Source organism: Thalassolituus oleivorans MIL-1, assembly GCF_000355675.1.
In the GTDB taxonomy this organism is placed as follows: domain Bacteria; phylum Pseudomonadota; class Gammaproteobacteria; order Pseudomonadales; family Oceanobacteraceae; genus Thalassolituus; species Thalassolituus oleivorans.
The window spans coordinates 2,771,233-2,796,694 of sequence record NC_020888.1; the positions used below are offsets into that span (position 1 = coordinate 2,771,233).

Consider the following 25,462-nt stretch of genomic DNA (forward strand, 5'->3'; position numbering starts at 1 on the left):
GTTAATTTATAGCAGAGTAAAATAGCGTTTCATGCGGTTTATTATTAAAAATATCCAGTCCATCCAACAATAAATTCAGTTGGTAACCGTCAATACAGAGGGATGCAGTGTCGGTCGGCTTTAGCCATTTAAAGCGTTGCTTTTCCAACCGCTTATACCACAGCACAAAGCCATTGCGCTCCCAGTACAGTAGCTTAACTTTATCGCGGTTACGATTACAAAAGACGAACAGCGCATTGATCATGGGGTTGAGTTCTAACTCCTGCTCAATCAGAGCGGACAAGCCATTAATCGACTTGCGCATATCCACCGCGCCTGCGTATAAATACACCTGAACCGATGCGCTAGGCCGAAGCATACAAAAGTCCTCGATCATTAAGAGCCACCAAGAGATCGGGTAAAGCCTCGGTTGGCAGTTCAATCAACACCTGCGAGCCCAATCGTAGTCGTGCCGGAGCCGAGGACGTCAGTGTGATAGGGATCAGAGCCTTGGTTTTCGTTAACTCGGTCTTGGGCGACAAACGTTTTCGCCAATACTGAAAATTATGAACGGCTATGTTGTGCTGCTGGCAAAAGGCAACTTGCGATAATCCACTGGCGTGCCAGAGATTAAGGTGTTGTTGCCATTGTTCCGATTTGGTCATGAGCTGTCTCGTTAAATAATTTGAAGACAGCTTAAAGGGATGTTGGCGTGGGTTTTAGGTGGGGTTGTTTGAGCGCTTACGTTCAAAAACGGCATACCTACTCGTTTTGCTAAGTCTTCATTCGATTGGTCAAGTACCGTTGAATCGTCAGCCTGAGCTAAACCAGCCCCCAGAGCAAACAGACACAATATCCCAAACAACCCAAAATCAAAGAATCGTAAACTAGCCATTCAATAACCCTCCCTGTCTTCCGTACCTAAGTGGTGAATTTTTATTAGAGCTATTCTGGCAGGTGAACGATTACCGAGTTCCAATATTTCTTAGAAAAATCAGCCAAAGACTGAAAATGTCCGGACGAAATTAGACGCGAGACAAAAGACGTCCATTAAGTATCAAATCGAACATCACACTAAAAATGCCACAATATTAAATCGGCGTAACATGGAGATAAAACCTTAATAAAATACGGCTTAGACACGAAAACCAAATAATAATAGAAGGCCGATGTTGACCAGAAATTAGAGGCTAATAAGAAAATTTTGATAATTATTTTCGGAGGTTTTATCGGTTTCGCGAGTTATACAATAGAAAAAATATCCCTTCAAAACCTAAATTTCAGGAATTTTGGGATGAGCCACACGTACCCAATAAGCCAAATGAGGCTGCCCAACAATCGCCACCTATATTCTTTTTAGAAATAAAACTTTTACTATTTATTCTTTTGAAGTAATCGCTTGCCAGTTTACTATAGGCAGATATCGTTGCCTCTATCTTTCAACATCTGCAACGCGCACCTTCCATTCAGTGGGTCGAAAGCCCAAGGAAGTACAATGAATACCGCAAACATCACTTCTGCCGACATTATCAGCACCGCAGGTACAAACAACCTTGGGCTGACTAAAGAAGCCATCGAAAAGCTCAACGAAGAGTACAAACCACTCAACTTCGAAGAGCGCATTCAGCGTGTTTACCAAGACTTCGCTGCGGACAAAATACTGGTAACTTCGTCATTTGCGGCGACTTCAGCCTACTTTTTGCACATTATTTCAACGATTCGACCAGAGCAGCTGATCCACTTCGTAAATACTGGTTACCACTTTGCACAGACATTAGAGTACCGCGACTATCTGATAGACCGCTTCCATCTGAGGGTTGCAGATCTAACTCCCGACAAGCATCTGCACGCATACTCACTGTCGGAAAACCTGTGGGAAACCGATCCAGATTTATGCTGTTCAGTGAATAAGGTCAAACCGCTAGAGGAAGTGAAAGCTCGTTACAATATTTGGATTTCAAGTCTCATGGGCTGGCAATCGGATCACCGAGCGTCACTGAACATCTTTGAAGAACGCAGAGGCATTATCAAGTTCAATCCTATGCTTGATGTCACCAAAGAAGAACGTGATGCCTACATTGCTACTCATGACCTGCCTTTCCACCCAATGGTTGCCGAAGGTTATGAATCTATTGGCTGCTCACATTGCACAGTTAAAGGCGAAGGCCGCGCAGGACGCTGGCAAGGAAAAGAGAAAACTGAATGCGGGCTTCATCTTTAATTTAATAGACCAGTCCACACCCATAAAAAAGCCTCGTCTATAACGAGGCTTTTTGACGCAACATGGAATTACGCTACTTTTTTAAGCTTTTTCTTCAAGCTTTTTAACTTGCCTTCTTGCTTAGAAATTTTAGCTTTACGTGCTTTGATTTCTTTTTTGATACTAACAACTTGTTTAGAAACTTTCTTAGACATGGTTATTCCCTTCTTTTCTTTAATATTTGGCTTACGCCCTCATTGATCATCAGTCTCTTGGTGTTCTCGAATAAAGCTACGAATAAATCGTCGAATCTCCCTGGCTGCACTGGTATCTAAATCGTCACACAAAGCTAAAAACTCATCGCGCTCAACACCATTGATGCGAATCAACAACTGGGCGTCATTCTTAACTTTCGGTTTTTTCTTACTACCAGTCTCCTTTTTATCAGGGGCGGATTCAGACTTAGTTTTATCCACAAAAGAACTCAACAAGATTGAAGATATATTTATGATATACAAAATATATCACCATTCAACAATCCTAGCGAAATGAAATATTAAGTTTTTATGACACTTGAATTCGAAAAATACAAAAAAGGCCGCAAAAGCGGCCTTTTTTATCGCGCATACGATGCGCTCCTACGAGTTGATTTCAACGATCAATCAATTCTCTTCACACCATACCCGCGCATTGCGGAACATACGCATCCACGCACCGTCTTCGCTCCAATCTTCGCTAGGAATATAAGAGTTCTGAACAGCACGGAATACGCGCTCTGGATGCGGCATCATAATAGTAACGCGACCTTCGTTTGCCGTTAAACCGGTAATACCTTGCGGTGAGCCGTTCGGGTTGGCTGGGTATTGCTGCGTCACTTGGCCATAGTTATCAACGTAACGCAGGGCAATTTGACCGACTAGTTCGTTGATATCGTCTTCAGAAGCAAACTCAGCACGACCTTCACCGTGTGCCACAGCAATCGGCATTCGTGAACCAGCCATACCTGAGAGGAATACGGAATCCGATTCTTGTACTTCAACCATGGCAACACGCGCTTCAAACTGCTCGCTCATGTTACGTACAAAGTGTGGCCAGTGTTCAGCACCCGGAATCAACTCGTGCAAGTTGGACAGCATCTGACAGCCGTTACATACACCAAGAGCGAACGTATCTTCACGTTCGAAGAAGGCTTTAAACTGGCTACGTGCTTGCTCGTTGAAGAGAATAGACTTCGCCCAACCTTCACCGGCACCCAATACGTCACCGTAAGAGAAACCACCACACGCCACTAGGCCACGGAAGTTTTCAAACGTCACTGCACCGCTTAATACATCACTCATGTGTACATCGACGGTATCAAAGCCAGCACGATCAAACGCCGCTGCCATTTCGATTTGGCCGTTGACACCTTGCTCACGCAAAATGGCAACGCATGGGCGGCCTTCAAGACCCGCAGCAATGTCGTCGTTAATGTCGAACGTTAATTCGGCATTAATACCTGGGTTTTCCGCGTCTAATAGAGCATCGAATTCTTGCTTCGCACATTCAACGTTGTCGCGACGCGCCTGAATTTCGTAGCTAGTTTGTGACCACAAACGCTGCCAAGTCACACGACTTTCGCTCAATACGTCTTCGTCTTGGAAGCTGAAGATAATCTGGTCGTCTTCATTAATAGAGCCGATCACCTGAGTGCATTCACCCAAGCCTGCGCCTTCGAACTGCGCCAGCACTTCTTCTAGGTCATCGCGGCGAACCTGCATGACGGCACCGAGTTCTTCCGCAAACAAAGCTGCGGCTAAATCTGCTTCGGTTTCGGCCAACAGATCAAGCTTAACGTCAATACCACAATGTCCGGCAAACGCCATTTCCGTTAATGTGGCGAATAAACCACCGTCGGAACGGTCGTGGTAAGCCAGCAATTTATCATCGCTATTTAAGCCCTGAACAACAGCGAAAAAGGCTTTTAAATCTTCGGCATCATCAAGGTCGGCCGGTTGTTGGCCAACTTGTTGATACACCTGCGCTAAGCACGAGGCACCTAAACGATTTTGCCCACGGCCCAAATCCACTAACACTAAGTCGGTTTCACCGACGTTGGTTTTCAGCTGTGGCGTCATCACCTTGCGTGCGTCTGATACAGGCGCAAAACCTGTGATAATCAGCGACATCGGCGAGGTAACCGCTTTATCTTCAGCGCCTTCAGTCCAACGCGTTTTCATCGACATAGAGTCTTTACCCACAGGGATGGTTACCTGCAAATCTGGGCACAACTCCATACCCACAGCCTTCACTGTGGCATACAATTTTTCATCTTCGCCGTCGTGACCCGCCGCACACATCCAGTTAGCGGATAGTTTGATATCTGCCAATTGAGCAATCGGCGCAGCCGCCAAGTTGGTAATTGCTTCAGCAACCGACAAACGACCTGACGCTGGGCCATCCAACAAGGCTACAGGCGTACGTTCACCCATTGCCATGGCTTCACCAACGTATCCATCATAAGACGCTGTCGTTACCGCAACGTCGGCAACAGGCACCTGCCAAGGGCCAACAAACTGATCTCGTGCAACCGTACCCGTGATCGAGCGGTCGCCAATGGTAATCAAAAACGACTTACTGGCGACGGTTGGCAGCTTAAGAATACGTTCAGCCGATTCGGCCAAATCGATACTGGTTGCATCAAATGCATCAACCGCCACCTTACGGGTAGTTGCTTCGCGATGCATACGCGGTGGCTTACCCAGTAATACTTGTAGCGGTAGATCCACAGGCTTGTTATCGAAATGGCTATCCGTAACCGTTAAATGCTCTTCTTCGGTGGCGATACCCACCACCGCATATGGGCAACGTTCGCGCGCGCAAATCGCATCAAACACATCCATTTCTGATTCAGGAACAGCCATAACATAGCGTTCTTGAGATTCGTTACACCAAATCGCCAGCGGGCTCATACCCGGCTCGTCGTTGGGCACGTTACGCAGCTCAAACTTGCCACCACGACCACCGTCAGATACCAACTCTGGGAAGGCGTTAGACAAACCACCAGCACCCACGTCGTGGATAAAGGCAATCGGGTTGGCATCACCCATCTGCCAACAACGGTCGATCACCTCTTGGCAGCGACGTTCCATTTCTGGGTTTTCGCGTTGAACAGAAGCAAAATCTAAATCGGCATTGGATTGGCCAGACGCCATAGATGACGCCGCACCACCACCCAAACCGATTTGCATGGCTGGGCCGCCGAGTGCGATTAAACGTGCACCGACAGGGATATCGCCTTTTTGTACATGCTCGTCACGGATGTTGCCGTAACCACCCGCAATCATGATTGGCTTATGATAACCACGCACTTCACCGTCGTGCTCTAATTCGAATGTACGGAAATAACCGCACAGAGCAGGACGACCGAATTCGTTGTTAAATGCCGCACCGCCCAGAGGGCCATCGATCATAATATCGAGTGCAGAAACAATGCGATCCGGCTTGCCGTATTGGCTTTCCCAAGGCTGTTCGAAGCCTGGGATTTTTAAATCAGAAACAGTGAAACCAGTTAAGCCTGCTTTTGGCTTAGAACCACGACCGGTTGCACCCTCGTCACGAATCTCGCCACCCGAACCAGTTGCAGCACCTGAGTGCGGTGCAATCGCAGTTGGGTGGTTATGAGTTTCTACCTTCATTAATATGTGCATTTCTTCTTCGTGGTACGAATAGCCACGAGTATCTGGATTCGGGAAGAAACGACCACTCACATGCCCACGAATAACCGATGCGTTGTCTTTATATGCCGACAAGATGTTTTCGTTGTAGCACTCGTAGGTGTTTTTAATCATTTGGAACAAGGATTTATCTTGTTCTTCGCCGTCAATCGTCCACGTCGCGTTGAAGATCTTATGGCGGCAATGTTCTGAGTTCGCTTGGGCGAACATCATCAATTCAATATCGGTCGGGTTACGACCTAAGGTGCGATAGCTGTCGGCAAGGTAGTCGATTTCATCATCGGCTAATGCCAAACCGAGATTTTGGTCGGCGGCGACTAAGGCTTCACGACCACCACCGAGAAGATCAATCTCAGTTAATGGCGCGGGTTGTGCGTGCGAAAACATAGCGCCAGCGCCTTCACTGTTCTCCAACACGGTTTCTACCATGCGATCGTGCAGTACCGCAGCGGCTACTTCGCGCTCAGCAGCACTAATACCTTCTACATAATAGGTAATGCCGCGCTCTAAACGCAGGACATTACCTAATCCACAGTTGTGCGCGATATCGGTTGCCTTTGAAGACCACGGCGAGATAGTGCCAAAACGGGGAATAACGAGAAACGACTCGCCGCTAGGCTCACGCACATCGGCTTTAGGGCCGTAACGCAGAATGCGTTGCAGCACAGTCAGTTCGGTAGCGCTGAGTTCAGCTTTTAGGTCTGCAAAGTGCGTAAATTCAGCATACACAGCGCTCACATGAGGCAGCACCTGTTGTAGCTTATTTAAGGTTTTATTCAGACGGAATTCAGACAGCGCCGGGGCGCCACGCAGCTCAAGCATCGTGGTTCGACTCCAAAGGTTGGGAGCATATCAAAGCAAAAATGAGGCGGAATTGTACTGGATCGGGCGGTTTCACACCAGATTTTGCTTACTTTGCTTTTAATAATTGAGATTGTAATCAATGAACCAATGGCAACAGATTGTTCCGCGGCATTTTTGACTACAAAAAGTTACGTCATATCAAGGTGTTAGCGCAGAGTGTGAAGCTATACCCGAAAGTGCGGAAAAAGTTCCCGTCGTTTATAGATTGTTTTTTAAGCAGTGCGCACGCTAAAATGACTCCCCAGATGAACAATGCACTACTTTGGTGCGATTTATAGGAAATTTCATGCTTCGTGGCGTAATAAGTCTTTTAGCGATTGCCCTGCTAGCGTTCACTACGGTGACTACGCTCTCTGGCAACGTGCGCCCGCAAGGTATGGACGAATTACACAAAACGGGCAAAGTCGTCATGGTGACGCGTAACAGCCCTACTACTTATTACGATGATCGTGATGGCGCCACAGGCTATGAGTATGAACTCGCCAAGGCATTTGCCAATTATCTCGGCTTAGAGTTAGAAATTTTAGTTGCCGATAATCTTGAAGGCGTAATGGCTGCTCTAGAAAGCGGACAAGCACAATTTGCAGCGGCCGGTTTAAGCAAAGAACAAACTGCCGATTATCCGCTACATTATTCGCCCAGCTATATGACGGTGTCGGAGTATATCGTGATGCGTCGCGGCGGAGAGCGCCCTACGTCGTTGAATGATCTAGCTCAAAGCAGCTTAATGGTTACTGCCCATTCACGTCATGCTAGCAGCCTACGTCGCTGGCAGCGCGATGAGCTACCAAGCTTAAGCTGGCAAGAAAGTACCGATCTGGAAGCGTCCGATTTAATGCAAATGGTGTCGGACGGTGATCTAGACTTCACTATGGTGAATTCTAATGAATTCCAAATGATGCAGACCTATCTACCGAACTTGGAAGTTGCGTTCACGCTAGGCGATCTACAGAACGTTGCTTGGAGCTTTCCTCAAAATTCTGACGATGGCTTAGCCCAAGAAGCCTTCAACTTTTTCTACCAAGCCGAAACCGGCGCGGTGCTGGCTGAGTTATCCGAGCGTTTTTACGGACACCTTGGCCAATTCGATTACGTCGGCGCTCAGCGTTTCTTGCGCCACTCACAACGCGCACTTCCACGTTATTTGGCCCACTTCCAAAAAGCCGCTGACGATAACAATTTCGACTGGCGTCTACTTGCAGCCATGGGATACCAAGAAAGTCATTGGAATCCTAAGGCACGTAGTTACACAGGTGTTCGTGGCATCATGATGCTAACGCAAAATACAGCCAGCGAACTGGGTATAGAAAACCGCCTTGATCCACTACAAAGCATTGAAGGTGGGGGGCGTTATTTAGCCAAATTGCGCAGTCGTATTGATGATGAAGTTCAAGAGCCAGATCGCACTTGGATGTCGTTGGCAGCTTATAACGTCGGCTATGGGCATCTTAGCGATGCACGCAAGCTCACCAGTCAGTTAGGCAAAAATCCAAACTTGTGGATTGATGTAAAAGACAGCCTACCTTTACTAAGCCAGCGTCGGTATTACCGCAACACGCGTTACGGCTATGCTCGTGGCCAAGAGCCGGTTAACTACGTACAAAACATTCGTCGTTATTACGATGTCTTGGTATGGAATGACGAACAGTACGCAACGATTGGTGAAGGCAGTGATGCCCTACAACTATCTTCTTTAAACGTGACTGTAGTGCCACCGCTTCTATAATCCTTGTGCACATGCCATCAATCTTTAGACGGTACTGATGATGCTTGCTTCAGACGCTTTTTGGCATCGCGACGTAATTGAAAAAACTCCGACATAATTTCAGAACACTCGACAGCTAGCACCCCCCCCTTTAGATCAAGGCGATGATTTAACCAAGGTTGCGAAAATACTTGGGTCGCACTCTCAACGGCTCCGGCTTTTGGCTCTGTCGCACCATAGACAAGACGGCCGATACGGCTGTGGATAAGCAATCCAGAGCACATAGTGCAGGGTTCAACCGTGACATACAGTGTGGCATCAGTAACTCGATAGTTACCAATACGCTTGGCTGCATCACGCAAAGCAACCATTTCTGCATGAGCACTCGGGTCGAGCGTCGTTATTGGGCAATTAAATCCAGCACCAATAACAACACCATCCAACACCACAACAGCTCCCACAGGAACCTCGCCAGCAGCAAAAGCTTGCTGAGCTTGCAGCAAGGCTAAGCGCATAGCACTTTCATCATCTACGATGGGCAAACCAATGAGTGACAACATAAAATTCAGCTTGGATAAGTTGGCGGTATTGTAGTTAAGCGGGCGAGAAATTGGTATTAACTGCTCAAAATGGCACAATGTCGGTTAAATCCAATACGAGTTTATTTTATGTGGACACAAAACATACTACCGCGCTTTGCTGATACAGATGCCCTAGGTCACATAAACAATACCGTACTGCCCGTCTGGTTTGAGGATGCACGTACGCCGATATTTCGCTTTTTTACACCCGATTTAAATCCTAAAGACTGGCATTTAATTGTGGCGAAAATTGAAGTCGAATATACCGACGAACTTTTTTATGGCCAAGATGTTGAAGTGCGTACATTTATAGGACGCATAGGGAATACATCATTTGTGGTCGAACATGAGGTTTGGCAAAGCAAGCGTTTGTGTGCACGCGGGAATGCCGTAATGGTGCATTACGATCACGCCGCCAAGGTATCTTGCGCACTTCCAGAAACGATTAGAAAAGCACTAAGTGAGCATTTAGTGACTCTCTAAATGCCCACAAAAGAAGCTATTTCCGGCTGGTATATTAGGAGCGATCCCAGCCGCTATCTTGCATCCCTTTATCAACTTCATCATCAGACTGCAGCACTTTCTCTAAATCGGCAGTATGTTGCTTTGCCATGGTCAAGAACGCCTTTTCATCAGCAATCACTTCCGTCAGCGCGTGAACATTTCGCTCGTCATGATGCTTAAACAACATTGCAGCGCGATGCGCTTGATAGGCTCTGTATCCTAAATTTTTTAACGCGTGTTCGCCTAACGACAATGCTGAGTCAAACGTTTCACGTTCGACATGATCAGCCCCTGCATGCAGCAATTCAGCAGCCTGACGACGACCGGCTGCACGAGCCAGAATACGTAAATTAGGATAATGACGACGTACTTGATGGACAGTATCAAGCGTACGTTCATGATCATCGATCGCGAGCACTAACAACCGTGCATTAGCGATACCAGCAGATTCTAATAATTCCATTCTCGAAGCATCGCCATAAAATACTTTATGACCAAAGCTACGCACCAAATCTACCTGAGTCGCATTGTGCTCAAGTACTGTGATATTAAAACCGTTCATACGCAGCAAACGACCGACGATTTGTCCGAAACGACCAAAGCCCACCAATATAGCTTCTCCTTCGGCATCATGTGGTTCAATGGTATCGGTCGGCCTGACATTAGCGTTGCCCGAAAGTTTAGGTAACACCACGCGCTCATTGAGCACAAACAATAAGGGAGTAATGGCCATTGATAGCGCTACCACTAGCCCCATCGGCTCAACAATGGCCGCCGGCAAAATATCTTGGCTAGACGTAAAACTCAGTAAAACGAAAGCGAATTCACCGCCTTGTGCTAACGAAAAGGTAAAAATAGCGTTGCTGCGCGCCGACATACCGAAGCCCCACCCCAGCAACAGTAAGATCACCATTTTTATCAGCACAAGCCCCAGTACTAAGGCGAGAATTGGCCATGGATTCGCTAAAAACAATCCAAAGTCGATGCTGGCACCAACAGATATAAAAAATAGTGCCAACAATAAGCCTTTAAAGGGCTCAACCTCAGCCTCTAGCTCATGGCGATATTCGCTTGTTGCGAGAACCACACCCGCAATAAAAGTACCCAAAGCCGGTGAAAGACCGATATATTCCATTAATACGGCAATACCGACCACCAGCAACAATGCCATTGCGGTGAAAGTTTCACGTAACTTGGTTGCCGCAATAATGCGAAATACATGGCGGCTAACTAAACGTCCGACCACGACAATCGAACTAACTACCGCCAATACCAGCAGCGTACCTTGCCAACCTGGTAAGCCATGCTTCGCTGAAACGTGCTCCACATCGGTAACGGCTAATAATGGTAATATCGCCAACATAGGGATGACGGCGATATCTTGAAATAACAGAACGGAAAATGCCGATTGCCCAGCATCATTTTTCATCAACCCTTTTTCATTTAGGGTTTGCAATACAATGGCCGTCGATGACAGCGCTAAAATCATGCCGATCGCCGTCGCATGTTGCCAGCTCATAGATAACGCCATCGCCACACCGGCAATCGCGGCGGCGGTGAGCACAACCTGTAGTCCACCTAAACCAACGATGGGTACGCGCATGCGCCATAGCAGTGACGGCTGCAGTTCCAAGCCGACCAGAAACAGCATCATGACGACACCAAATTCGGCGAAGTGCATCACGCCATCAATATCATTACCGATTAAACCGAATGCAAATGGACCAATAACCGCACCAGCGGATAAATACCCAAGTACAGAACCGAGCCCTAAACGACTCGCAACCGGGACCGAAATAACCGCAGCGAGTAAGAACACTAATGCTTGATGCATTAAACTGGTTTCAGCCATGAGTCATTCCCGCCAGTAATTCAATTAACTTGTCGCGATAGCCGTTCGCGACATCTTGTATCGCTGCTTGCGTCTGTTGACGACTTGAGAATATCTCGCAAGGCTTTTCATAGCGCATGCCACATAGATGGGCAATTTGAGGATAAGCAATGAAGAAATCCGCCAAAGTGTGGCGATTAATACCTTCTTCAGAATAAGACGACTGCGATGCGCCAGCAGTAAGCACAGGCCAAAATACTTTTCCCACTAGTTTTTGACTACTGCGCCCATAAGCAAAGCCGTACACCAATACAAGATCTTGCCATTCTCGTAACAAAGCAGGTGCGCTATACCAATAAACCGGATGTTGAAAAACAATGATGTCATGTTCAAGCAGTAATGCCTGTTCGCGTTCAACATCAATATGAAAGTTCGGATACTCCTCATATAAATCATGAACCGTTACATCAGCAATACCAGCAATGGTATCCAGTAAGGTTTGATTCGCTTGAGAGCGTTGATGAGCGGGATGGGCATATATGATCAGCGCTTTCGCCATCATCAGCCGCCCGACTTACGAACGGTAAAACCGCGCTTAGTTAATTCAGCCACCAGTATATCTCTCTGATCCCCTTGGATTTCGACAACGCCATCCTTCAAGGCACCGCCAACACCGCATTTCTTCTTTAAATCTTTCGCCAGTGTTTTTAGCTCAGCACCAACCAAAGGGATGCCTGTAATAAGGGTCATGACTTTACCGCCACGCCCTTTCGTTTCGCGGCTAACACGCACGATACCGTCACCCTGTGGCTGCTCATCTTGACCGCATCGGCAGTCTGTAACTGCAGCTCGACAATCAGGGCAAGTGCGACCAATTTCAGTAGAGTAAACTAAACCGCCAGAAGAAGATTTTTTCGACATGGGTACATCTTATTGCTGTATTTGAACGAGGAAAACTAACCGATACTATCCGTTGAATCAACGAAACATGCCAGCAAAACCAACACATACGAGGGATTTTTTAATCGAACAATACATCGGTAAAAGGGAACTTTAGAATGACGACCGTACCTTTACCGTTTTCACTGTTAATGGATAACTCTCCACCATGATTTAACATCAGGTTATAGGCTACAGTCAGCCCTAATCCGATGCCTGCACCGATTTCTTTACGAGTAAAGAACGGGTTAATAGCGCACCGAACGTCTTCTTCGCTCATGCCAACCCCTGTGTCTTTAATAAAAACAGACACCGACTCATCGTCATATTCGCCGGCAATTTCAATCGTGCCTCCCTTCGACAGTGCATCAATCGCATTTTGCAAAATTTTGCCGAACACCATCATTACTTGAGATCGAACGGCCTTCACTTCTGGAAGCCCATCCAATAATGCATATACCCGAATAGTATCGTGGTCTAACAGGCCATAATCATTCAGACACTCATCCATCACGGCTTTCAAATTTAACGACGACTTTTCCTGTTGATCGCTGTTAGCAAACGTCCGTAGCTCTCCTACTATATTGCGCACTCGCTCTAAACTACTTTTCGAAGCTCGAACCAAATCTGGTGCATCTTCACGGACAAAATCAAAATCAATACTCTGCCGTAAGTTCGCTAATACTTTTCTTACAGATACATCGCCAATTTGATTTTCTGCTTGCTTGTATTGTTCAGCCAATTTAATTAATTCGGTTAGGTACTCACTTAATGTGGCGATATTGCTATAAACAATCGCGACTGGATTATTAATTTCGTGCGCCATACCGGCGGCCAAATGCCCCAGAGACGCCATGCGCTGTGCTTGCAGTAGTAGGTTTTGCGTACGCTGCAATTCATCAATGCTATTTTGTAACTGGTGATTACTTGCATGCAATTCCTTGGTTCTATCTTTTACCTTTTCTTCCAACTGCTCATTTAACAGGCGAACTCGCGACTCTGCATTTTTGCGCTGCGCTATTTCGTCGTTTACTGCACGTAATAAATCGTTCATTTTACACGCCAGATCATCTAACTCTGTGTACTTCAGCGCGTTTTCAACCTCCAACGATAGCGACGGCGCCTGCAAATCCACATCTAATAATCGAGCCGCCAAGCGCTTAATTGGCCCCGTTAAACGAGTTCGAAAGACGAGAATTAAAACAAAAGCCAAAACAATGTTGCGTAAAATATCCAGCAATAACGTAGTTAAGGCGCGTCCTTCAAACCCTTTACGTACTTGCTCTTCATCAGCCAGTAATATTAGCTCTCCGATTTCACGCTTAAGAGAACTGTATGCCTCTGGCTCGTATAGAACGACGGAGTATGCGCGCACGATATTATTAGAGGGGATGTCTTTCGGGGCAGCACCAGCAGAGATTTCATAACCTGTTTTTCTCTCAACGATACGGGCTGCGAGAACCGCTGGATTGACTAATAAGCTATCCAAGATAGCTTTCATCGAACCGGAGTCGTAATTGTATAGTGCTAACGCGCTGGGAACTCGCTGACCATTAATCAGACGCTGGGCATTTTCGTCAAACCTCTGACTCTCTACTACGTAATCTGTACCAATCTGCACGCCACTAAACAGCAAACCGAGCAGTACGCTGCACAGCACTACGTATAGAGTGAGCTTCTTCTCAATGGATGATGCAGTCTGCTGAGCCAAAACTAGCCCCTACTTTTATAAGTACTCAAAGTATAGACGGGCTTTAGTTGTTCGCTCACATCAGTAACTTAAAGACAACGCAAGTCACAATAGTTACTCAGTAACCGTAAAGCAGTGCCTAATTGCGAGAGAATTTAGGGATGGCAACCGCGGTTCTATCAAGGACCTTGCGCATCACAAAACTAGAATGAACACCACTCACACCCTCAATACGCGTTAACGTGCCCAACAAGAACTCTTGGTACGCCTGCATGTCTTCAACCAGTACCTTGAGCACATAGTCGGCAGATTGGCCGGTGATTAGGTAACACTCCAACACTTCTGCGCAGGCAGTGACCTGCGCTTCAAAGTTATCGAAACGCTCGGGGGTATGACGATCCATGCTGATTTGAATGAGGGCCAGCAGATCCAAACCCAAACGGCGGGCATCTAGATGAGCTCGATACCCTTGAATTAAGCCACTATCCTCAAGTGCCTTCACGCGACGAGAGCATGGCGATGGCGACAAACCGATTTTATCTGCAAGTTCGATGTTGCTTAAACTACCGTCCACTTGCAGTAACTCCAAAATGCGCTGATCCGCACGATCCAATTTCACGCGTTCATAACTATTTGAAGCCATAGTCCGTTACCTCTTAAGATTAAAGACATTTTTAACTAACATTAAGTATATATGCGCATTTTAATGCTAAAAATACCGCAAAAGCAAAGCAAGTTCGCAATCATATTTGCTCAAACTGCGCATATACTGTGTTCACACTGTTAAGGCAGAGCAGAACAACCCAACCAGGTGAATCTGTGTGAATGTCCCCACAAGGGCCATAGATGGTAACGCTCACAAGGCTAAGCCAATATCTGCCAACAGCGACTAATCAACCAAACCGAATACAGCGAGCCAAGCCACAAAACGGTAAGTCGCACAAGGACCCATCATGAGCACATCAAGCAATCCACGGTTTAATCATCGTAAATACCGTCCATTCCCTGCATTGCAAATGCCCAACCGTCGTTGGCCAAGCCGCTCGCTCAAGAACGCACCGCTGTGGTGTTCTGTGGATCTACGTGATGGCAACCAAGCCTTAATTGAGCCTATGTCTGTACAACAAAAGCAGCAGATGTGGGGCTTATTAGTGCGTATGGGGTTTAAGGAAATCGAAGTTGGCTTCCCTGCTGCATCACAGCCAGATTTTGATTTTGTGCGCTGGTTGATTACCGAAAACCAAATTCCAAACGACGTTACGATTCAAGTATTAACCCAAGCCCGTGACGAACTGATTGAGCGTACCTATCAAGCGCTTGAAGGTGCTCGTCGTGCTGTTGTCCACGTTTATAACTCGACGTCTCCCGTGCAGCGCGAAAAAGTATTTTCATTAGATAAAGACGGTATCGTCGCGATTGCCCGGCACGGCGCGGAAAAAGTGAAAAGCGAAGCACTGAAGTACCCTGCAACCGAATGGGTATTCCAGTATTCGCCAGAAAGCTTTTCTAGTACCGAAGTCGAATTTGCAGTCGAAGTATGCAATGCAGTCATTGATGTTTGGCAACCAAGCATTGATAACAAGACCATTATCAACTTACCAGCGACCATTGAGTCGGCAATGCCGAATGTCTTTGCCGATCAAATCGAATGGTTTTGCGACCACGTCAAAAAACGTGATTGCTTAACCATTAGCATCCACACGCATAACGATCGTGGCTGTGCCGTTGCGGCTGCAGAATTAGCCTTACTGGCCGGAGCTGATCGTATTGAGGGTACTTTGTTAGGTAATGGCGAACGTACTGGCAATATGGACATAGTGACAATGGCGATGAACTTATACAGCCAAGGCATTGATCCAGAATTAGATATCAGCGCCGCTGACGATATTATCGCTACGGTCGAAGCGTGCACGAATATTCCAACGCACCCTCGCCACCCTTGGTTAGGTGAATTGGTCTACACCGCTTTTTCTGGCAGCCATCAAGATGCAATTCGCAAGTGCTTAGCGGTGCAAGAAGATGATGCCTTCTGGGATGTAGCCTACTTGCCCATTGACCCGCAAGACTTGGGACGTAACTACCAATCGGTTATCCGAGTGAATAGCCAGTCGGGTAAAGGTGGCGCGTCTTATTTATTGGAGCAAGAGTTGGGTATTACCTTGCCACGCTGGATGCAAATTGAATTGGCTCAACACATCCAAGCCTTAGCAGAAACCGAGCAAGGTGAAATATCACCACAAACCATTGTGCAGGTATTCCGTAAGGCCTTTATGCCTAATGATGGGCGCTATATGCTAGCCAGCTATCAAACCGAGCATGGCAACCTAGAAAACGGCGAGCATCATCGTATTCAAGCCTGCCTGCACGATGGCAGCCAATTATTAACCGTGCACGGACATGGATTAGGCAGCATTAGCGCTTTTACTGATGCATTACACAAAACCACCGGCGTCGATGTACAAGTGGTGCAGTTTGAAGAGCAAGCGTTAACCGAAGGTTCGAATGCGCAAGCAATGGCCATGGTTCAGGTGAATGTTGCAGGACAACGCTATTGCGCTGCAGCACAGGATGCCGACACGTTATCGGCAAGCCTACAAGCCATTGTTTCTGCATTAAATATTGCGTTAATTCGCAATGAAAAAGCAGCTTAAATTTAACTGACGGGCTACACTAGCAGCAGAGGCAGGAATTCTCGTACGAACGGGAGTTTCTGCCGTTGTCAGCCGCAATAGGACGCCCTTCATGACGCTGCTAGCCCTTCATTTTGACGAAGTAACTATCCGCATTGCCTTACGTCGCACACCAACAGCGCATGCTTTACTCAAAGCCGTACCCTTTGAATCGACAATCCAAACTCGAGGGGCTCAAGTATTGTTCGATTGCCCGATACGAGTAACACCCGAAGATAAAGCGACCAATATCGTGCAACCCGGAGACATTGCTTTTTGGTCTGATGGCAGCTGTTTAGCCATAGCATTTGGCAAGACACCCACATCACAAGGTAATGAAATACGATTGTCTTATCCTTGTAATATTTGTGGCGATGCCTTAGATGAAGTAACGCAATTAAAGTCGGTAAAAGCCGGTACGCGTGTGCGCGTCGAGTTTGCCGAAGGTTAATTTAGCCTTACTTTGGCCCATCACGAACATGCAACACACTGGCAGGAATACCTGCGCGGGCGAAACATTGCAGCCAAGCTTGCTGGTTTTTCTGCAAGGTATCGCCAGGGCCTTTCACCTCTATCAGTTCGTATAAATGCTCGTTTTTATTCGTACTATTAAACACAATTAAATCAGGCAAACCGCTGCGATGATGACGTAAGTCTTTTAGTATAAAACGAAACATTGCTAGCCAGTGAACACGCGGAATGGCTTGCAACGCACTGACTAACAAGCCATCAGAAAACTCTGCTGTTAAAAACTCCCAATGAACAAATGGATTAGCTTTACCTTGATGCAAGGTAAAGCTAGCCGCTAGGTCATCTACAAACTCCACCAAGCTTTGCTGCTCAAGTTGCTGCCAACGACGAGCAAACAGCGTTTGGCGCTTGGCAATAAAGTCATCGTCGTACAAATCTGCAGGACGTATTTGAAAAGGATGATAAAAAGCACCCGTAATCGGTGCAAAAATCACATCCCAAAAATACAAACCAAAAACACTAGGAATGAGTGCATTTTCGCAATAATAAGCCTGACACGGATATTGTTCTTGCAAGTAAGACAAGGCCGCAATCTCGACTCCCAGTCGCGATCTTTGCTCGCTTGCTAAATAGATCGTTTGTGTTGAAATATCAATCGGTTTGCTCGTTAACTCTTTGATCAAACTAACAGCCGTATTTGGGTCTGTAAAAATATCGACTGGTTTAAATGCACGCGGTACAAAACTGTGTAGAAACTGTAATTCTTCTTCAGACATTGGCGCTGCATTCATTTTAACGGCTAGAGCTAACGCAGCCTCCCATTGTTTAAGCTTAACCAGTAAGCGTAAGCTACGCTCGCGTGCCGGATGCAGTGCGATAGCAGCATATAAACTGAGTGCACCATCATAATCCGCTAATCGCTCCAGTTGACGCGCGATTAACAACCGCGTGCGATCGAGTTTACGTTTTAATAATTCATCATCTACAGCAACAGGGAAGGCCTGCGACCATGCCAATAAAGCATCAGCTTGGTATTGGCTAACATCTCCCATAATCTCAAGAGTATTAAAATACTCAAGATGATGCTCTAACATCACCCTTGATTGGCACCAGCGCGAAGGTTGCTCTAACGCGTAGGCTTGGTAACGATAAATACCTAAATCACGCAACACAAAATCGGTTAAGCTTTGTTGTAAATTACCAAAGAATAAAAGCCGAAAAGACTGAAGTTCTTGCTCACCATAAACGCAAACCACAGGACTTTTTATCCACTGAGTAATCAGCTGTGGGGTTCGATTTAATTGCTGCAATACAAGCTGTTCAAGCTCATCGCGTCGAAAGCGCCTCCCACAGGACAACCATTGCTCCATTTCGTTTTTAGTAAATAACGCCAGCCATTCGCCATCATCGAAATCAGCACTTAATTGTTCTGGTTGAAATACACCGAAATAACGACTTGTTGTTAATTCAGCAACTGCAGAGGGAATATCGGCTATCTCTTCATAATGAATTTTATCAATTCGAAAGAGATCACCTCGACGACCAGACAACCTGACATATAGGCATTGAGCTGCAATAGACAACTGTAAAAACTCATCAATAAAACTGCACTCGTATTCCGATAGGAGGTCTCGATATAAGCTATTGACGTGATGAATAAGATGTAAAAAGTTATCTAAATAGTAAGTTGGTTTCAGTTCAACCGAACTGGTAGAAATCGTTGTCGTAGAGGTTGAGAATTGTGATATTGAGCTAACCATCATGTTGTCCACTGCCTAAACATCCGAGTGGCAACATGTGGTTAGTGGGATACTGATACGCCGCCGCCCTAAAGTGTACGATTAGCGGTACCTCCTGTCAGCCAAAACAGCGACAAAGAAATACCAACCAAGGTCACCCGCACCGTATCAAAGATACGCTTTAGAGCATCTCTAATACCATGCAATCAACGGCCTATCAGTTTAATTAATTATTTTTCTTTGGCTGATGATGCGGCTCTATCGGCGTCGTGCCATAACTCACTAGCTCGCCAACTAACCAACCACCAATGAAGCCAGTAGCAGTAGCTTCAAGAGACATTCCAGTAGTTGCGCCAATGATCATGCCTAGGCCAGCACCTACCAAACCTCCGGTTACTAACGCTTTATTACGATAACGAGCTAAACGTTCGTCTTTCATATGTTTATCCTCCGGATCGTTCCTGTAAGACATCCTAGATCAAGACTTTTGTCCTGAGCCTATTTTTGTCCCGCTTACGTCCTGTTGTGTGAGTTGCCTCACTTAAAAAGTTATATCAGATGCTTTTACGCGGTCAATGTGACCAGAGTAAATAAGACAGGTTCCATTCGGCGAAATAGACATTTTTTGACAATTTACTGACTTAAATCAGATTGTTTGTGCTGCTTTTGATGGCACGACGTTAGTCGTATGCACCAGAATCCTTCAGATAGACAGGATTTACGAGTGTGACCAAGACAAGTTGTCTCAATTGGCATCTTTGCGAAAAGATTACAGCGGAAATAAGATATTTTAGAGGAGTTGGGCAGAACAGAACGGCAAACCGGCAACCGTCGCTGCCGGTCTTATGTGGCCATCGAAATGGCCGACATTTTAGTGGTGATGACCACCTTCGCCATGAACATGGCCATGAGCCAGTTCTTCTTCACTTGCATCGCGAACGCTTTCAACTTTAACCGAGAAAGCCAAAGCCTTACCCGCTAGAGGGTGATTAGCGTCAACGGTCACAATGTCTTCTTCAACCGCAGTAACGATCAAGTTGATTGGGCCGTGTTCAGTTTGTGCAGTAAATGCCATGCCTGGTTCAACTTGCTCAACACCTTCAAATGCCGCTACCGGTACTTGCTGAATGCGCTCATCGCTGTATTCGCCATAGGCGTCAGCTGGCTCTACTTGTACTTCGAACTCATCACCCACTACTTTACCTTCCAATGCTTGTTCTAAGCCTGGAATGATGTTTTGAAAGCCGTGTAGATAAGTCATTGGCGCACCGCCTTCAGAAGAATCGATCACTTCGCCACTGGCGACATCAACGACCTTGTAATGAATGGTGACGACCTTGTGCTGTGCAATTGTCATAGCGTTTTTGTCCGTTGTCGTGGCCCCGATGGGCGTGTATTTGCATTACGCAAAGGCGACTTGAGGGGTTTCCAACAGCGGCCGGTCTCTACGAAGGTAGTAGAGTATAACAAGTGAATAGATGAGTATCACCCCGTGTACCCGATCAAAATCAGCCAACACGCGTATCTAGAAGGCAAAGGGCGTAAAAATATTAGAAATGAAATTTCAAATAATCAGCTGCCACATCTCGACTTAGGGTGCGCACCCCCTGCTCACCGTCGAAGCGAATTTTCACATATTGATCGTCTTGAGATATTAAAACGCCCGTACCTAACGAATCGTGAGTGACTCGCGTCACCCCTTGCTTACCAGGAAATTTCTGATCGACAACGCCACCATTAGCCGGCGGACGAACGGAGGAACGCTGGGTATTAGGCTTAGGCGCAGCCATCGTGAATTTAAGCTCACTTGTCGCCATACCGCTGCTTGATAAATGCTCTAGGTATTGTGGCACCCAATCCGCAAGCGCACCGAATTGCGGGTTCAGTTCGATTTCACCACCGCCCTGCTCTAGTGTTTTCATCAAGGTTAAGCAGCGTTCCACGGCCATTTCTCGATCAAAACGACTAGGCCAATCACGCGAGGTGGTATCACGTGCGGGTTTTGCGGATGGCGCTGGCGCCAGCAAATGCAGCTGTTCTCGCGCTCTAGTCATAGCCACATACAACAATCGCCGCTCGCTTTCTTCACTAGCGGCCGTTGTGAACTCGCCTTCCGGCGCATAGGGGTAATAGTGGGCATTTAATCCTGGAATAATTACCACGGGCCATTCACGCCCCTTACTCTTATGGATTGATGTAAGTAGCACTCCAGTAGCTTGGCGCTGTTCTCGACGCTGCTGGCGTAATTCACGTAAATACGCCAAGGTGTCCTCACTGCTTTTATCCAGTTCACGAATAAAACGTAAAAATGCGCGAATGGTCTGTAATCGATCTTCAATTTGCTGTGCCGAAAATGCGCTATCTTCGATACCTTGTTCAAACTCAGTTAAATCGACGTAATCTTTTAATAAGCGATAAGCCGATAATTTGCCGACTTCGGCATTGGCTAATACCTGCGCACGCGCCTCTAATTGCTGTTTTTGCCATTGGCTGAGTGAATCGGGAATAGCGCGAAACATGGCCTCGCCCAAGTTGTTATCTACTTGCGCTAAATGTCGTGCTAAATCTTCCAATACCTGACGTTTTATTTTCGGATACGGCGTGGTGAGAACATGCAACCAGGCTTCTTCACGCGCGGCATAATCACGGCGATTAAATTCGCCTGACGCAATTTCTAACAATAACCAAAAAATACGTAATTCCCAGCGTTCTAATACCGACTGAGCATTATCTAACTGATAAGGAATACCGGCCGCCAGTAAAGCTAGTTCTACTGGCGCACATAAGGCCCATAAGCGATTGATAACGGCAATATCTTCTAGTGGTCGCTGCTTGGCTTCCTCTTGAATAAGAGTTAGCGTCAGCGCCGGCTCGTAGCGCGCATGATGCAATTGCACGCGCGTATTTGGCGTTGAAACATGAGACAAACACAATACCGGCTCACGTTCATTGTTGTGATGAATCAAATGGTTCGCCATTAAACTTAAGCGATGACCATAACGAAAGGTATGCGGTAACTGATAGCAAGTTACATCGCCCATTTCGCGATCAAACTGCTCAACAATAAACTCTGGGCGAGAGCCACGGAATTCATAAATGGTTTGATCAGGGTCACCGATCACCATGACCGAGCCACGACCACCGTGTAATACGCGCAATAGGTTTTGCTGAATATCGTTAATGTCTTGATACTCATCCACTAAGATCCACTGCATATGACCGGCAAAAATATCGGCGATTTCGGGATGAGCGCGGAAACACATCACCGGGTCGTAAATCATGTCGGCAAAACTAATACGGCGGTTCTGTTTACGCCAGTCTTCAAATTGATAAAACAGCTCGATGAAAATACGACACTGCGGCGGTAAATCTAAGCTATCGAAGACATCAGCTGGCGGCAAGAAACCCGATTTTACTAAATCAATGAAACTGAGCGCTGGTTCTACCCATTTTTTACGCTGCGACAGAATATCTTGTTTGGTTTCGTCATCGGCCAGTTGCTGCAACAACCGCCAAACCATAGGTTCCATTTCACCATCGGATAGCGGCTTACCCTGAAATGCTGGTAAGGCACCGCGCTCTATCAATTTTTGATACAAGCGCAACCCGAGGGAATGAAAGGTACGGATATCGGGAATCGGCTGATTGGGCATGACGTGCTTAAGCTTGGCTTGAAACTCAACCTGCGCCGCCTTGTTATACATCAGCACTAAGATACGCCGCAGCGGCACACCCTGTGCGACTCTAGCTTGAATAAAGTGAGCTAACGTCGTCGTCTTGCCCGCTCCAGCGACAGCCACAACCCGAGCATGGCCTTGAACATGGGCCACAACAGCCTGCTGCTGCGGCGTTAAACCGCTGGCATTAGAGACGTTTTGAGGTGGTAGGTGCTGAGACACGCGTGGGTTTCCGACAGTAAAACCCGAATGGTAGGAGGTTTAGCGGCTAAGGGCTAGTGCTGTTAGAACAGAGACAAAAAGGCTCCGCCAGTTGACGGAGCCTCGATACGATCAAACTACAGCTTAGGCGGCCTTCATCAGGCTTCGAATACCACTCTTAGCATTTGCTTCTTGCGCTAAGATTCTTTCCTCTTCGCTTGCGTAATGCTTATCCCAATGTTGAACTTTTGGCGTCATTAAGGCGTGCCATAGAGGCGGAATCAAAGCGACAACAATAGTGGTCAAATAACCATTAATCATCATTGGCGCTTCTGGATACGGACGCAATTCGTGGTATGGCACTTCACCTTGAGCATGGTGATGAGAGTGACGCGTCAAGTTAAACATTGTCCATGAGCTAAAGCGCTTATTGGTATTCCACGAATGGCGCGGCTGAACCGGTGTGGTCTCTGGGTTACGTACCATACCGTAGTGTTCCATGTAGTTAACAATCTCTAGCAGTGATTTACCAAACAAAGCAGCGGCGACAAATAACAACATCACCTCAACACCACCGGCAAGATAGGCTAGCGCAACAAGAAAAGCGCTCATTAAATAACCGCGTAATACTGAATTGCGAAGTGAAAATGCTGAATGCCCTGTTTTATTTAGGCGCTCTTTTTCCAAATGCAATGCACTGATATTGCCGCTAATAGTAGATCTTAATATATGATAATAAACATTACGGCCACGAGGAGCAGTGGCTGGATCTTTGGTAGTACTCACATAACGATGGTGGCCATATACGTGCTCAATAGCAAACGCAACGTCAAAACTGAATGCTAATAACCAACGACCAATAAACAAAGAGGTTGGATCCCACGTACGGTGAGTTAATTCATGACCCGTAATGGTGCCGATCAAACCGATCATTAAACCCGTCAGGATAATCGCAGCAAAAGCAACGCCGGCTCCACCTTCAGCGCGACTGGCAAGAACATCAATACCGGTCACCGACTGAATCAACGCACCAGCCCCGAACAGATCAGCACTGCTCACCTGCCATAAAAATGCAAATGTAATGAGAGCCAGTAGCGGTAGCGCAAACCACAACTGCGTTGTCAAAATAACTGGATGTTTAAATTTTGGTACCGTTGTGTCATCGCCCAATACAGCATCAAGAACGATGTAAGTAGAGAACACAGCAATAAGACCATAGATAACCCAACCGTCTCCTAAAAATAAGAAGCTGGCCGCAGTTAATCCAATGATATGAAAGAGAAAGTATTTCAAATAGTGAAACATATTTTTTTCCTGTTATTTATAAATTTTTACTTACTAGTTCCGTAAGAGCGGTCTAAGAACTTGTCGCTAAAAACATCGTTTATCGATATTCCAGCGTCGTTTAAAACTGCTTCAGCCGCATCCAACATAGGCGGAGGACCACAGAGGTATGCTTGTTTATTAGGGCCGGCAAAACGCTTCAGTGACTCGGTAATAAAACCGCGCTCACCCTGCCAGTCTGATTCTTCAGGCTCTGCCGATAGAACTGGAATAAATTCAAACTTACCCGCCCAGTTATCTTGGATACGAATAATTTGATCTAAGCAGTACAAATCGTTTTGAGTACGCGCACCAAATAAGAAAGTGACATCACGCGGATTTTTAAACTGCAAGGCATCTTCAAGAATGGCCAATATAGGAGCCAAACCACTGCCACCAGCGATCAAAATTAATGGCTTATCACTATTGCGCAGATAAAAATCGCCATAAGGCCCTTCAACTACAATAGATTGACCTGTCTCGGCGCTTTCATTCATCCAAGTCGACATTTCACCACCCGCAACTTCGCGAATAAAAAATGTCAGGTATCGTCCCCCCTGATTACCCGTTGGTGTTGCGAACGAATAACTACGCGGCGCATCAATTAATCCAGGTACTGATAACAAAGCGTATTGCCCAGCTAGATAGGTCATCGAGTTATCTAACTCAACATCAATTTTTACGATGTCGTGAGTTAATTTATCTTTGCCAATAATTCGTCCAGCGGTAGCCACTGGAGCCGCACCTACGCCGTCAACCAAACTATCAATTCGAATGGTCACATCCCCTTTGGGAATCGACTGGCAACCCAAAATATACGACTGATCCAAATCTTCTTTGCTAAGAATATAAGCGGCAGATGTTAGTTCTTTGACCTTTCCAATTTTTAGCTGGCATTTGCATGTTGCGCATCCACCCACACGACAACTGTGAGGAAAGCGCACGCCCTGCCGCAGCGCCGCGGCCAAAATGGTTTCCTTTGGCTTCACCTCAAACTCACCATCAATGCCTTCGATGGTTAATTTGCTTGGTTGAGCCGATTTAAATAGACCAAACATGGATATCCCCACACATAGGAATAGTTCCTATCCTGTATTATTGTAGGACAATCTTACCATGAGAATTGTATTGGGTAAGGTTATTTCTCGCCACAGACGACGGCTTCAATAGAATTTTATGGCCGTATTAGTGACCAAAATGTCTTACTAGGAGATAAGAAATAGAGAATCTGCACAGTGATAGACCTCATTGCAGCACTCTGTCAGCCCGTGCCAGCCACTGATCTAACGCGAGAATTTTTATGCTAAGAACACTGATCTAAATCAAGTTATTGAGCTAGGATACTAAGGCTGTAAAAGGCCTTAACGCTCAAT

23 protein-coding genes are annotated in these 25,462 nt (G+C 46.4%); 5 read left to right on the top strand and 18 right to left on the bottom strand.

What is annotated here, in order from left to right; translation table 11 throughout:
• Window position 1 precedes the first annotated feature (1 nt).
• From tnpB to TOL_RS12735, 3 genes are read right to left on the bottom strand one after another with little or no spacing between them, the layout of a single operon-like run.
• On the bottom strand, window positions 2–358 hold the full coding sequence (tnpB, locus tag TOL_RS12725) for an IS66 family insertion sequence element accessory protein TnpB (RefSeq protein ID WP_015485607.1): 357 nt from the start codon (window positions 356–358) through the stop codon (window positions 2–4).
• Window positions 345–644 carry an IS66 family insertion sequence element accessory protein TnpA gene (gene tnpA, locus TOL_RS12730; RefSeq protein WP_015487751.1) on the bottom strand — a complete coding sequence of 100 codons (300 nt, stop codon included), beginning with the start codon at window positions 642–644 and terminating at the stop codon, window positions 345–347. The genes tnpB and tnpA overlap by 14 nt, the downstream gene beginning before the upstream one ends.
• An 11-nt stretch (window positions 645–655) precedes the next feature.
• Window positions 656–874, bottom strand: a complete 219-nt coding sequence (locus TOL_RS12735) for a hypothetical protein (protein ID WP_015487752.1) — start codon at window positions 872–874, stop codon at window positions 656–658.
• A 600-nt stretch (window positions 875–1,474) separates the two neighbouring features.
• On the opposite strand from TOL_RS12735, the gene TOL_RS12740 reads away from it, so the two are divergent.
• The gene (locus TOL_RS12740; protein WP_015487753.1) at window positions 1,475–2,200 is read left to right on the top strand and encodes a phosphoadenylyl-sulfate reductase; all 726 of its coding nucleotides are present in this window, start codon (window positions 1,475–1,477) and stop codon (window positions 2,198–2,200) included.
• Window positions 2,201–2,268: 68 nt separating this feature from the next.
• Here TOL_RS12740 and TOL_RS19440 read toward each other — a convergent pair whose 3' ends face one another.
• The 3 genes from TOL_RS19440 to purL all read right to left on the bottom strand — a co-directional run bounded on the left by TOL_RS19440 (window position 2,269) and on the right by purL (window position 6,717).
• On the bottom strand, window positions 2,269–2,394 hold the full coding sequence (locus TOL_RS19440; RefSeq protein ID WP_015487754.1) for a hypothetical protein: 126 nt from the start codon (window positions 2,392–2,394) through the stop codon (window positions 2,269–2,271).
• A gap of 39 nt (window positions 2,395–2,433) precedes the next feature.
• Window positions 2,434–2,655: a hypothetical protein gene (locus TOL_RS12745; protein ID WP_015487755.1), complete on the bottom strand. Its 222-nt coding sequence runs from the start codon at window positions 2,653–2,655 to the stop codon at window positions 2,434–2,436.
• Window positions 2,656–2,841: 186 nt separating this feature from the next.
• The gene (gene purL, locus TOL_RS12750; RefSeq protein ID WP_015487756.1) at window positions 2,842–6,717 is read right to left on the bottom strand and encodes a phosphoribosylformylglycinamidine synthase; all 3,876 of its coding nucleotides are present in this window, start codon (window positions 6,715–6,717) and stop codon (window positions 2,842–2,844) included.
• Between the two features lie 328 nt (window positions 6,718–7,045).
• Between purL and mltF the strand changes: the two genes are divergently transcribed.
• Window positions 7,046–8,485: a membrane-bound lytic murein transglycosylase MltF gene (mltF, locus tag TOL_RS12755; RefSeq protein ID WP_015487757.1), complete on the top strand. Its 1,440-nt coding sequence runs from the start codon at window positions 7,046–7,048 to the stop codon at window positions 8,483–8,485.
• A gap of 17 nt (window positions 8,486–8,502) precedes the next feature.
• On the opposite strand, the gene tadA is transcribed toward mltF, so the two are convergent.
• Complete coding sequence (gene tadA, locus TOL_RS12760) at window positions 8,503–9,024, bottom strand: tRNA adenosine(34) deaminase TadA (RefSeq protein ID WP_015487758.1); 522 nt, start codon at window positions 9,022–9,024, stop codon at window positions 8,503–8,505.
• A gap of 108 nt (window positions 9,025–9,132) precedes the next feature.
• Between tadA and TOL_RS12765 the strand changes: the two genes are divergently transcribed.
• Window positions 9,133–9,528, top strand: coding sequence for an acyl-CoA thioesterase (locus tag TOL_RS12765; RefSeq protein ID WP_015487759.1), 396 nt, complete (start codon window positions 9,133–9,135; stop codon window positions 9,526–9,528).
• 34 nt (window positions 9,529–9,562) lie between these two features.
• Here TOL_RS12765 and TOL_RS12770 read toward each other — a convergent pair whose 3' ends face one another.
• The 5 genes from TOL_RS12770 to TOL_RS12790 all read right to left on the bottom strand — a co-directional run bounded on the left by TOL_RS12770 (window position 9,563) and on the right by TOL_RS12790 (window position 14,652).
• Window positions 9,563–11,401, bottom strand: a complete 1,839-nt coding sequence (locus TOL_RS12770) for a monovalent cation:proton antiporter-2 (CPA2) family protein (protein WP_015487760.1) — start codon at window positions 11,399–11,401, stop codon at window positions 9,563–9,565.
• Window positions 11,394–11,942 (bottom strand): NAD(P)H-dependent oxidoreductase, encoded by a 549-nt coding sequence (locus TOL_RS12775; protein WP_144055375.1) that lies wholly within the window; start codon window positions 11,940–11,942, stop codon window positions 11,394–11,396. Before TOL_RS12775 ends, TOL_RS12770 begins: the two co-directional genes overlap by 8 nt.
• Window positions 11,942–12,301, bottom strand: a complete 360-nt coding sequence (locus TOL_RS12780) for a translation initiation factor Sui1 (protein WP_015487762.1) — start codon at window positions 12,299–12,301, stop codon at window positions 11,942–11,944. The genes TOL_RS12775 and TOL_RS12780 overlap by 1 nt, the downstream gene beginning before the upstream one ends.
• Window positions 12,302–12,401: 100 nt before the next feature.
• The gene (locus tag TOL_RS12785; protein WP_015487763.1) at window positions 12,402–14,030 is read right to left on the bottom strand and encodes a sensor histidine kinase; all 1,629 of its coding nucleotides are present in this window, start codon (window positions 14,028–14,030) and stop codon (window positions 12,402–12,404) included.
• A 118-nt stretch (window positions 14,031–14,148) separates the two neighbouring features.
• Window positions 14,149–14,652: an Lrp/AsnC family transcriptional regulator gene (locus tag TOL_RS12790; protein WP_015487764.1), complete on the bottom strand. Its 504-nt coding sequence runs from the start codon at window positions 14,650–14,652 to the stop codon at window positions 14,149–14,151.
• Between the two features lie 310 nt (window positions 14,653–14,962).
• Between TOL_RS12790 and leuA the strand changes: the two genes are divergently transcribed.
• Window positions 14,963–16,660, top strand: coding sequence for a 2-isopropylmalate synthase (gene leuA, locus TOL_RS12795; RefSeq protein WP_015487765.1), 1,698 nt, complete (start codon window positions 14,963–14,965; stop codon window positions 16,658–16,660).
• A gap of 91 nt (window positions 16,661–16,751) precedes the next feature.
• Window positions 16,752–17,129, top strand: coding sequence for a cyclophilin-like fold protein (locus TOL_RS12800; RefSeq protein ID WP_015487766.1), 378 nt, complete (start codon window positions 16,752–16,754; stop codon window positions 17,127–17,129).
• A gap of 7 nt (window positions 17,130–17,136) precedes the next feature.
• Here TOL_RS12800 and TOL_RS12805 read toward each other — a convergent pair whose 3' ends face one another.
• From TOL_RS12805 to TOL_RS12830, 6 genes are all read right to left on the bottom strand, one after another.
• Window positions 17,137–18,912 (bottom strand): VRR-NUC domain-containing protein, encoded by a 1,776-nt coding sequence (locus TOL_RS12805; RefSeq protein WP_051052414.1) that lies wholly within the window; start codon window positions 18,910–18,912, stop codon window positions 17,137–17,139.
• Between the two features lie 202 nt (window positions 18,913–19,114).
• Entirely contained in the window at window positions 19,115–19,327 is a 213-nt protein-coding gene (locus TOL_RS12810; protein WP_015487768.1) for a glycine zipper family protein, read from the bottom strand.
• 432 nt (window positions 19,328–19,759) lie between these two features.
• Entirely contained in the window at window positions 19,760–20,245 is a 486-nt protein-coding gene (locus TOL_RS12815; protein WP_015487769.1) for an FKBP-type peptidyl-prolyl cis-trans isomerase, read from the bottom strand.
• Window positions 20,246–20,438: 193 nt separating this feature from the next.
• Entirely contained in the window at window positions 20,439–22,787 is a 2,349-nt protein-coding gene (locus tag TOL_RS12820; RefSeq protein ID WP_015487770.1) for an ATP-dependent helicase, read from the bottom strand.
• A 123-nt stretch (window positions 22,788–22,910) separates the two neighbouring features.
• A complete protein-coding gene (locus TOL_RS12825; RefSeq protein WP_015487771.1) occupies window positions 22,911–24,071 on the bottom strand; it encodes an alkane 1-monooxygenase in 1,161 nt (386 codons plus the stop codon).
• 26 nt (window positions 24,072–24,097) lie between these two features.
• Entirely contained in the window at window positions 24,098–25,147 is a 1,050-nt protein-coding gene (locus TOL_RS12830; protein ID WP_015487772.1) for a 2Fe-2S iron-sulfur cluster-binding protein, read from the bottom strand.
• Between the last annotated feature and the right edge of the window lie 315 nt (window positions 25,148–25,462).

Excerpts from the sequence above, each read along its gene's own strand:
- TOL_RS12815 (WP_015487769.1), bottom strand. The coding sequence starts at position 20,245 with ATGACAATTGCACAGCACAAGGTCGTCACCATTCATTACAAGGTCGTT.
- TOL_RS12790 (WP_015487764.1), bottom strand. The coding sequence starts at position 14,652 with ATGGCTTCAAATAGTTATGAACGCGTGAAATTGGATCGTGCGGATCAG.
- TOL_RS12770 (WP_015487760.1), bottom strand. The coding sequence starts at position 11,401 with ATGGCTGAAACCAGTTTAATGCATCAAGCATTAGTGTTCTTACTCGCT.
- tnpB (WP_015485607.1), bottom strand. The coding sequence starts at position 358 with ATGCTTCGGCCTAGCGCATCGGTTCAGGTGTATTTATACGCAGGCGCG.
- tadA (WP_015487758.1), bottom strand. The coding sequence starts at position 9,024 with ATGTTGTCACTCATTGGTTTGCCCATCGTAGATGATGAAAGTGCTATG.
- leuA (WP_015487765.1), top strand. The coding sequence starts at position 14,963 with ATGAGCACATCAAGCAATCCACGGTTTAATCATCGTAAATACCGTCCA.
- mltF (WP_015487757.1), top strand. The coding sequence starts at position 7,046 with ATGCTTCGTGGCGTAATAAGTCTTTTAGCGATTGCCCTGCTAGCGTTC.
- purL (WP_015487756.1), bottom strand. The coding sequence starts at position 6,717 with ATGCTTGAGCTGCGTGGCGCCCCGGCGCTGTCTGAATTCCGTCTGAAT.
- TOL_RS12805 (WP_051052414.1), bottom strand. The coding sequence starts at position 18,912 with ATGATGGTTAGCTCAATATCACAATTCTCAACCTCTACGACAACGATT.
- TOL_RS12735 (WP_015487752.1), bottom strand. The coding sequence starts at position 874 with ATGGCTAGTTTACGATTCTTTGATTTTGGGTTGTTTGGGATATTGTGT.
- TOL_RS12830 (WP_015487772.1), bottom strand. The coding sequence starts at position 25,147 with ATGTTTGGTCTATTTAAATCGGCTCAACCAAGCAAATTAACCATCGAA.
- tnpA (WP_015487751.1), bottom strand. The coding sequence starts at position 644 with ATGACCAAATCGGAACAATGGCAACAACACCTTAATCTCTGGCACGCC.
- TOL_RS12740 (WP_015487753.1), top strand. The coding sequence starts at position 1,475 with ATGAATACCGCAAACATCACTTCTGCCGACATTATCAGCACCGCAGGT.
- TOL_RS12775 (WP_144055375.1), bottom strand. The coding sequence starts at position 11,942 with ATGATGGCGAAAGCGCTGATCATATATGCCCATCCCGCTCATCAACGC.
- TOL_RS19440 (WP_015487754.1), bottom strand. The coding sequence starts at position 2,394 with ATGTCTAAGAAAGTTTCTAAACAAGTTGTTAGTATCAAAAAAGAAATC.
- TOL_RS12825 (WP_015487771.1), bottom strand. The coding sequence starts at position 24,071 with ATGTTTCACTATTTGAAATACTTTCTCTTTCATATCATTGGATTAACT.
- TOL_RS12800 (WP_015487766.1), top strand. The coding sequence starts at position 16,752 with ATGACGCTGCTAGCCCTTCATTTTGACGAAGTAACTATCCGCATTGCC.
- TOL_RS12780 (WP_015487762.1), bottom strand. The coding sequence starts at position 12,301 with ATGTCGAAAAAATCTTCTTCTGGCGGTTTAGTTTACTCTACTGAAATT.
- TOL_RS12765 (WP_015487759.1), top strand. The coding sequence starts at position 9,133 with ATGTGGACACAAAACATACTACCGCGCTTTGCTGATACAGATGCCCTA.
- TOL_RS12810 (WP_015487768.1), bottom strand. The coding sequence starts at position 19,327 with ATGAAAGACGAACGTTTAGCTCGTTATCGTAATAAAGCGTTAGTAACC.